The sequence below is a fragment of the Vibrio sp. V08_P9A1T1 genome, from assembly GCF_963874405.1.
GTDB classification, from domain to species: Bacteria; Pseudomonadota; Gammaproteobacteria; order Enterobacterales; family Vibrionaceae; genus Vibrio; species Vibrio anguillarum.
The window spans coordinates 1-8211 of record NZ_CAWNIB010000057.1; the positions used below are offsets into that span (position 1 = coordinate 1).

The following is an 8211-nucleotide window of genomic DNA, read 5'->3' on the forward strand; positions in this document are numbered from 1 at the left end:
ACCCTCCACTATGGAAAACGCTTTGTCGTGTAGCTTCATTATTATTTTTTATATTTTTTTTTAACTGTTGAAAATGCGCCATTTTCAATTCATCAAGTGGTTTCAAATTGTTACGAATTCCCTGAGTATAGTTTTGGCCTAGGCCACTGACTGCACCACCCGTGAGCAAAACTTTATCATTACCTGAAGATTGTTTTGGTTTAACCCAGCGAGATTGGCCGTTTTCGGTGATCTCTTTAGTCCACTGGTTTGAAGAAGTCTCCACCGTTAACTCCTTAGTTGCTAGCGGCTTGGAATATTGTCGCTCTAGCTTCATCACCTTCTCGGAGCTCTCTCGCATAACCTCCAACTTTTCTGTTATGTTTTGCGGCGTAATCGGCAAAGTATCAAGTGGTTGAGGATTACGTTTCTTTAACTCCATATCAAGCCGTTCGAACGCACTTCCTGAAGAAGTTGGCACACCATCAGCTCTATCGAATCCCTGCTGTTGAACTGTTTTAGCATTTACTGAGTCAATGGATTTTAACTCCCAACTTCCTTGTTGCTGTAGCTGCCAGCTATGAGTGCCATTTTTACCTATCGATGGTTTTTCTTCATTAGCCACTAGGCGCGCACTATTCTGTGAATGGGTTATTTGCGCATCCAACATTTGATCAAAACCATCCGCTCGATGGTGTTGAGGCGTTTTAGGGTGTTGAACTTCCTTAGTATCAGTTTGATCGTTCTCTTTACCTGTAGTGACAACCGTCGACGATGGCCTATTTTCCGTTATGTCTTGCGGCGTAATCGGCAAAGTGTCAAATGGTTGAGGATTACGTTTCTTTAACTCCATATCAAGCCTCTCGAACGCACTTCCTGAAGAAGTTGGCGCACCATCAGCTCTATCGAATCCCTGCTGTTGAACTGTTTTAGCATTTACTGAGTCAATGGATTTTAACTCCCAACTTCCTTGTTGCTGTAGCTGCCAGCTATGAGTGCCATCTTTACCTATCGATGGTTTTTCTTCATTAGCCACTAGGCGCGCACTATTCTGTGAATGGGCTATTTGCGCATCCAGCATTTGATCAAAACCATCCGCTCGATGGTGTTGAGACGTTTTAGGGTGTTGAACTTCCTTAGCATCAGTTTGATCGTTCTCTTTACCTGTAGTGACAACCGTCGACGATGGCCTATTTAAAAGATGAGAATGCCTAGTCAATATATCACTTGTCATCGATTCAGGAGCGTGTACAAAGGCATTTACACCATCATCAAACCTAACATGCAATGCGGTATCACCATCAAAACTATCAAAAAATTCCTCAACACCAGCCGCGACTGACGCTGGTTTATCCGCAGTTGCCTGCTGACGATTTAGCGTGCTCACCCCGACTACTTTTTTTACTTCCGAAGTTGAAAAACCTTGTGAACTATTGTTGGTTTGAGAAGCGGTAGATGACGTTTTCTGCTCGGTGGTCGATTTATGATTTTTATCATCTTCACGGAAAAAATAAACATTACCTTCCGTAGTGGTTGGAGAAGTAATGATAGTTGGAGCAAAAATATTAGTCGGAGCAAAAATAAAGTTATTACTACCAATGGTTGCATTTGGTTGACCAACATGTTCCCTTCCCTGTTCGGTGTCTGACTCATCGGGCCTACGTCCTTCTTCAGATGGTACCGAGTTAGGATTTGGCCTGTGCCTAGGGGGGGTATTTTCAGGCTGTGGTTCTGGCTCTGTTTTTGGATGCTTAGTTTTATCCCCGGTAAAATATTCTGAGCCACCATACATGGCTCCACACATAGCATTAATGTAAGCGGCGGCAAAAACTAGCCCTATCGGGCCTGCCAGAATACCCAAGGTAATACCACCAAACGCACAAGCGCCTATATGAGCTTTCGCTTTGGGTTGATTAGCGTATCGATTCGATTTTTTGTGAGTCTTCTTTTTATTCGCTTGTGCTTCTGAGTCAGTGGTAGAACTTGTCAATCTTTCTGCTGGAGGATCTTCTGCATCGATTACTGAGGCGGTAGGTAAAGCACTATCTGGAGTCTGTGGAGGCTGATTTGACGCTAAGTGTGGCTCTTGACTCCCAAGCGCAGACGGCTCTGGGCTCGCCGAAGAAACGGGAGAATCTGTTGCAGAGTGCAGAGATTGGGCTGGTGATACTGAACTGATATGACTAATTGGATGCGGCATACTAAAACCTCATTGTCTCTAATAATTGAATAGTGATGCGGCGAAGGTCATCGTCTCTTATGCTGTGATCTTCACAAGCTAAGGTCAGATAACCATCCACCCGGATCAAAAAACCATTTGATGCTGGCTCAAAACACAGTAAGCCATTAATAACCTGCTGCGTATTCTGTACATGAACCAACTGAAAAAAAGGCACGATAGGAAGAAGTAAGTAGTTTGTATACTGTTCAAATACAACCTCTTCATTCTGTTCTATGTGCAGTAAAAACTGCTCTATTTCGTTGAGTGTCACTGGCATTTATTTCGAAAACACCCAGACTAAATCTTCATCAGACAACTCAAGGATCTCCTGAGTATCAAGATAGGTCTCAAAGGGTGACCAATTCACCGTCAAACGCAGATCCTCCGACAGCTGGATAGGTTGTAATTCAAGCCCATCATCATCAATATCCAACGATGCAATATCCAAATAAAGCGTGGCCTGCAAATCATCGCAGGTTAGGACGCATTCAAATAATGGAGCAATCCCCGACTCATGCGGATAAGACTGGTAACCTTGATAATGCACACCTTTCGACGCTACGGTTTGCGTCATTAAGTAGGCGAGATAATCGTTGTCTAAATACTTCACTTCAACGCCAATCAAGCGTTCCGCTTCTGAGGCACGAACATAACCTTTCGCTTCGATTCCGATGTGCATAACACGAATCTCCAGCAAATCTTCGGCAAAATCAGGCGCAAAATGGGGGGCAATAAAATCAAGCGTTATCGATTGATTATCAAATTGATGCCCTGCAACGTTGTTGATTTGTCTGCAAAGTTCTGATGTCAATTGATAACGGGCTTCTACCGTTACTGTTGTCTGTTGTTTCATACTCGTCACCGATTTCGTGAAAGGAGCGCAAGTACATCGCGGCTCATTAAATAATCTTTTTCGTCGATCCAATCCCGGATACCTTGTGGTATTTCGCACACCATCTCATACAGCAACTGATAACTCTCTTTTGAGGTCATCGTTTTAAAATCCGGGCTCTGAACAAGACGCAGAATAAAAGTAATGTTGTGGAACTGACTTTCTAGAATTCCTTCGACAATAATGGCCTTAACGGTTCCTTCTGAATAATTTCTTAGTCGTTCAAACCAAGAAACCACGGCTTTCTTATCGAGATAGATCTCGGCATCCGATAAGCGATTCCAACTCAAACGTTGAGATTTACTTTTCAAAATCTCGTAGGGATCCAGTGACTTATTTTCTAATTGACAATGGGTCATGCGAGTTTGCTTATTTTTCATCATCATGTTCTTTTTTACGCGCTAATTTCGGACCGTTACGTTCTCGTGTATCGTATTTCCTGCACAATGCCAGCAACGAAAGTAGGCCTTCAAGATAATGTTCATAAGCCACTAACTGTTGCAACGTTCCACTGTCTGCTTCCATCTCCTCAGCAATAACTCCCAAAGAATTGAGGTATTGTTTTATCTTGTTACGAAGAGCTGCAGGATAAAGGTGTTCTGAATGTTGAGCGGCTTGCAAAATAAAGTGCTGCGCATCATTGAGTGATTTGATATCAGTGATGGTATCGGCAAAACCTTGCCAATCTCTTAATGCTTTTAATTGATAACTGTTCAACATCCTAGCAAACTGGCGTTGATGCTGAGGCGTCATCAACTTACGCCGAATGCGAAACAACCGTGGATGTTTCTTCGTTCGTTTTTCCGCTTGCTTTACATCTCTTACTCGCTTGGGCTGATTATCTTCACGAGTTTGCTTTGTCGGAGAAACATCTGAGACCCGTTCAGTCTTCGCTAAAATAGAAATTGACACACTACGCATAGATAAAATAGAGCGAGCCGAAGCTCGCTCCTACTCCGGTTATCGGTTGTGTACCAAGCTTGCTTTGGCTACTGAATCCAAGATCTCATTCAGTTTCACCGCTTCTTGGGTTAAATCTTGAATATACTGGTCAAGTTGTGAGTCAAATTTCTCTTTCAACTCTTTGCTCGCTTGAGTTTCCTCTTGCTTGCGAACTTGATCGGCATGTTGCATTTCATTGACATTACCTACCATACTGCTGGCCATTTCACTCATTTGTGAAACAGAACGGTATTTGGCAGTACGGCCTTCTTGCAGATTAGCGGTAAACTTATTCACCGAGCGTGAATCCAATGAACTCACTGAGGTATTTTTACCTTTCGTTAAATCCGTAACATGCTTATCTTTCAATGTTTTGCTCTGACCCATGCGTACTGTTGCCGCCGTAGACATGGCCATCGTCGCAACGGAAGCGGCAAGTGTAATACCGAATTTCCGCTGTGCGTCGCTGCATTTATCGCCCGAAAGCTTAACCGCTAAATCACTCGTCGCCACCGCTTCAGTAATGCGATTTTGCATCATTTGGGCACGTAAACGTTGAGATGATTCAATGATTTGAGCAAGCAAAGCCAGAAGGTCACTCATTGAAACTGAGCCTGTTTCAACTTTGTCCAGTTTCTCACTGTAGCTATTCCACTGCTTTTCATTAACCGCTACTGCGTTTCGAGCGTGTGATTTTTCAGCAAATGTAATATCCGAAGGTTGGGTATTAAATACAATAGAACTCATTTAGTTATCTCCAGATTACATATGGGTCGAAATCATTTTATCGTTAAATTCACGGAAATCGCTGCTGGTTTTAGACAGTGATTCAAAGGCGTGAGTGACGGCACGCATCGCTTGAGAAAGCATCATTAAGATCTGTTGGATTTGAGTCTCCAATGCTTCCTGTTTTGCTTGTGCAATCTCCATATCTTTTCTGATATCGGCAGATTTGATGCCATAACCCATACTCACGACAGACGTAACATTTGAGCTCACCTCAACAGCCTGATTCACACGAGTCGTACGCAGAGCGACTTTCTCGCTGTTCGTCATCCAATCTTTGAGTGCATCTGCGACATCATCTAGCATTTGCTTGGCTTTAGTCACCAATTGACTTGGGCGCATCGCTTTGAGTGAATTGAGCAAATCAGACATTTTATCGACCATTTGCGACATTTTATTCATCAAGTTTGAAGGACTTAAACTCTTCAGACTGGCGAGTAAGTCATCAATAGACGCCGATACTTTATCGACAGCTTTGCTTAAGCTGGTTAGCTGTTCTTTCAGTGCTGAACCTGCTGACTTAATACTATCAACCGCACTGTCTAATGCTTTAAGCAAGGTGGCTTTCATCTGTTTAATCGCATTTAATGCATGCTCAACAACCTGAGCAACCTTATCAGCCGCTTTAGATAGCGCCTCTTTGGTCGCCGTCAGTGCGGTTGTTTTAAAAGCTTTAAGCGCATCAATCGCTGTATCTAACAACTTAGTCGCTTTCGAAGCGCTACTAGCCGCAGACTTACCGAGCATTGCCGCTAATTTAGCTGGGTTTAAATTCACCAACATACTGCGTAGAGCCACAACAGTGCGCTCAACCATCGTCGCCGCTTTTATCGCCGTATCCGCAGCCATTTTCGCCACATTCTTAACCAATTGCGCTGGGTTAAAGCTGACCAACATACCAACGATGCCAATGCCGATTTCAAGCCCCATTTTGACTTTATCTCGGACATTCTGCGGAACACCTGCCGATTTCATGATTTCATCGGCAATTTTAGGAATGACAATCGACGCAACCATAGTAACGATCATAATGGCCGCCATCACAGGGTTAAACGGTGCAATCAAAATCGCAGCAATGAAACCCAAAGCCATCGTGAATTTGCTCCAAAAACTCTGTTTCGCTTGCGCTTTTTTCTGGTCTTCAATCTGCTTTTCACGATCTTTAAGCTGCTTAATTTGCGACTCTTTTTGCACATCAATCAGTGATTTTTTCGCCGCAGAGTTCTCTTTACCAGTCCCTGAGGTCGCATTGGCCACTTCTTTCATTGCATCTTCAATCAAACGCCATAACGCGTTAAGTGAAACTGCACTACCAGGAAGTGGTTGATTTGGCGTCATATCACTTACTGCTGCACGTTGCGCAGGTTGACGTTGAACATCTTGGCTTTCATCTTCTACTGCGCTGACATAGACCGGCGCTGAGATGGTATTCATGAATGTACTCATGAGTTTTCCCTTCATGTTATTAGCCGGGATTTTGCGTCCTCTTTGATAGCAACACATTTCTCGTGGCACGAGCGGCATGTCCCCCGGCAGTGGCATGCCCTTTTATTTTATTGAATTCTTACGCTTAAATATTCCGTGCCGCAGCTAACTGTTCATCACGCATTATCGATAACCAATATTTCAAGGTTTCTTGCAACATTTGGATCTGATCGCCAATGCGATTCACTTCCTTTAATTCTTCTTTTGTTAGCTCACGAGCGGGGAAAGTGGCGTATAAATTTTCAAAATACGGCAAGGACAGGCCGTTACCATTCCAGTCAATAACTGCATGATTATTTTGAGGACCAGCAGGGCGCCAACCCGATGGATTACCAAAACCATCGTCACCAGGATAACCATCATTATCAAAAAGAAACTCTATTGCAGAAGAGTATGTCGTCGTATCACTAATGAAAGTATTCAAATCCGCAATCGGCATCGTTAAAAACATTTCAATCGTAGCTTGGTCAATATCAGGGTTAGCAGCAAGATAACCTGACATTATCGCAAACCGTAACATTGGGGAGAGCCCCATACCTGACGGGTAGGTACTGTCACAAACAAAGCCCCCCGCATTATCAAAATTATTTCGAAGCTGATTGGCTAAAGCGCTTTTCCCACCACACGTACCATTCATGTAGGTCAGAATGTCATGACACAAGCTACCCGCTGGCGCATTATTTAATAAATGATCAAACAACGCATCGGACTCCCTGGCGAAACCATCCCCATCCCAGCCTTCGTGGTAACCATGGGATCCGGATCCAGTACTCTCAAGGAAATGCCCCATAATCGAATCCAGTACCGATGTAGATGGGTACTCATGAGACATAAAATCCATAATTGCAAGTTGGAATAAATCTTCCAGTGTATAGCCGTCGGTTGATCCACTTGCGACTAAGCTATCAAACATCTCCGACATAGCCGCATCAAACATCGCAGCGCCACCGTTCGTCCATGCTTGAATGTCCGCTAATTGATCTCCATATTTTTCAATGCCTTGAGCTAATAGTGCAGCGATGGCCATTTCTGGGTTTCCACGTAACATCGCCAACACGACTTGCTTTTGTTGTGCTGCGAGCATTGCTAACGTTTCAACGCTGGCCGATTGCTTATTTAATGACGCAATTTTCTTATCAATCTTAGATAATTCAGCCTGTGCTTTATCAAGAGTCTTAAGGTTTTTCTCTAATGAGATGTTGTGCGCTTCATCATGTTGGTCTTGAACATTCAACGACTGAAGTGGTCTATTAAATAAATTAACTTGCATGGCTGCTCCTATTTTTCCATTTCATTTTTCTTATTTGATATTAAAAATGTTCACATAAAGCAAACACATCAAACATAAGCTATAATTTAATTCAACCATCAGCCTATTAAATATAGGGTTGCAACTGTTGATGCAAGTAGGCATAACGTTTTTCGTAAAATTCATTTAAATTTTGAACTTGTACAATTAATAACATTGCCGCTGCTTGCAGATGTTCATTTAACTTATAATGACATAACGCAATATTTAACACCGTTTCATCCAAATCATTGGTGGGGTATGTTTTTAATACATTGAGTATATCCAATGCTTTTTTAAATTGTCCCTTTTCTAAATAGATCGCCGCTAAACAACCGGGACCACGGTGATCATAAGGATTAAGAGAGGTATAAGCAGAAAAAACAATTTCGGCTTCTTTAAACTGTAATTGGTTGTAAAAGTTAACACCCAAATCATAAATTTCTTTAAGTTGCGTCACTGTTACCTTTTTAGACTGACGTAATTGGGCGAGTTTCTGCTCGATTCCTTTACTATCCAATAAAGATAAGTTTTCTTCTTCATTATTTACAAAATCAAAGGTTGTTTCTTTCATATTCTTTGTCCTGAACTGTGATTATCTAGCCATCTGCTCGGCTT

General features: G+C 42.6%; 9 protein-coding genes. All 9 read right to left on the reverse strand.

Annotation, left to right across the window (positions count from 1 at the left end; translation table 11 throughout):
* Positions 1–2179: hypothetical protein (locus AACT21_RS03265; RefSeq protein ID WP_254917199.1), on the reverse strand; the 2179-nt coding region annotated here is incomplete at its 3' end.
* A 1-nt stretch (position 2180) separates the two neighbouring features.
* Positions 2181–2477, reverse strand: coding sequence for a hypothetical protein (locus tag AACT21_RS03270; protein ID WP_017044449.1), 297 nt, complete (start codon positions 2475–2477; stop codon positions 2181–2183).
* Positions 2478–3053, reverse strand: a complete 576-nt coding sequence (locus tag AACT21_RS03275; protein WP_094129941.1) for a hypothetical protein — start codon at positions 3051–3053, stop codon at positions 2478–2480.
* A gap of 5 nt (positions 3054–3058) precedes the next feature.
* Positions 3059–3472 (reverse strand): hypothetical protein, encoded by a 414-nt coding sequence (locus AACT21_RS03280; RefSeq protein ID WP_017044447.1) that lies wholly within the window; start codon positions 3470–3472, stop codon positions 3059–3061.
* Positions 3462–4013 carry a hypothetical protein gene (locus AACT21_RS03285; protein ID WP_094164092.1) on the reverse strand — a complete coding sequence of 184 codons (552 nt, stop codon included), beginning with the start codon at positions 4011–4013 and terminating at the stop codon, positions 3462–3464. The genes AACT21_RS03280 and AACT21_RS03285 overlap by 11 nt, the downstream gene beginning before the upstream one ends.
* Before the next feature lie 39 nt (positions 4014–4052).
* Positions 4053–4781 carry a type III secretion system protein gene (locus AACT21_RS03290; RefSeq protein WP_094164093.1) on the reverse strand — a complete coding sequence of 243 codons (729 nt, stop codon included), beginning with the start codon at positions 4779–4781 and terminating at the stop codon, positions 4053–4055.
* Positions 4782–4796: 15 nt separating this feature from the next.
* A complete protein-coding gene (locus AACT21_RS03295) occupies positions 4797–6266 on the reverse strand; it encodes a hypothetical protein (protein ID WP_303396333.1) in 1470 nt (489 codons plus the stop codon).
* Positions 6267–6390: 124 nt separating this feature from the next.
* Complete coding sequence (locus tag AACT21_RS03300; RefSeq protein WP_094164095.1) at positions 6391–7575, reverse strand: hypothetical protein; 1185 nt, start codon at positions 7573–7575, stop codon at positions 6391–6393.
* 106 nt (positions 7576–7681) lie between these two features.
* On the reverse strand, positions 7682–8167 hold the full coding sequence (locus tag AACT21_RS03305) for a tetratricopeptide repeat protein (protein ID WP_094164096.1): 486 nt from the start codon (positions 8165–8167) through the stop codon (positions 7682–7684).
* Between the last annotated feature and the right edge of the window lie 44 nt (positions 8168–8211).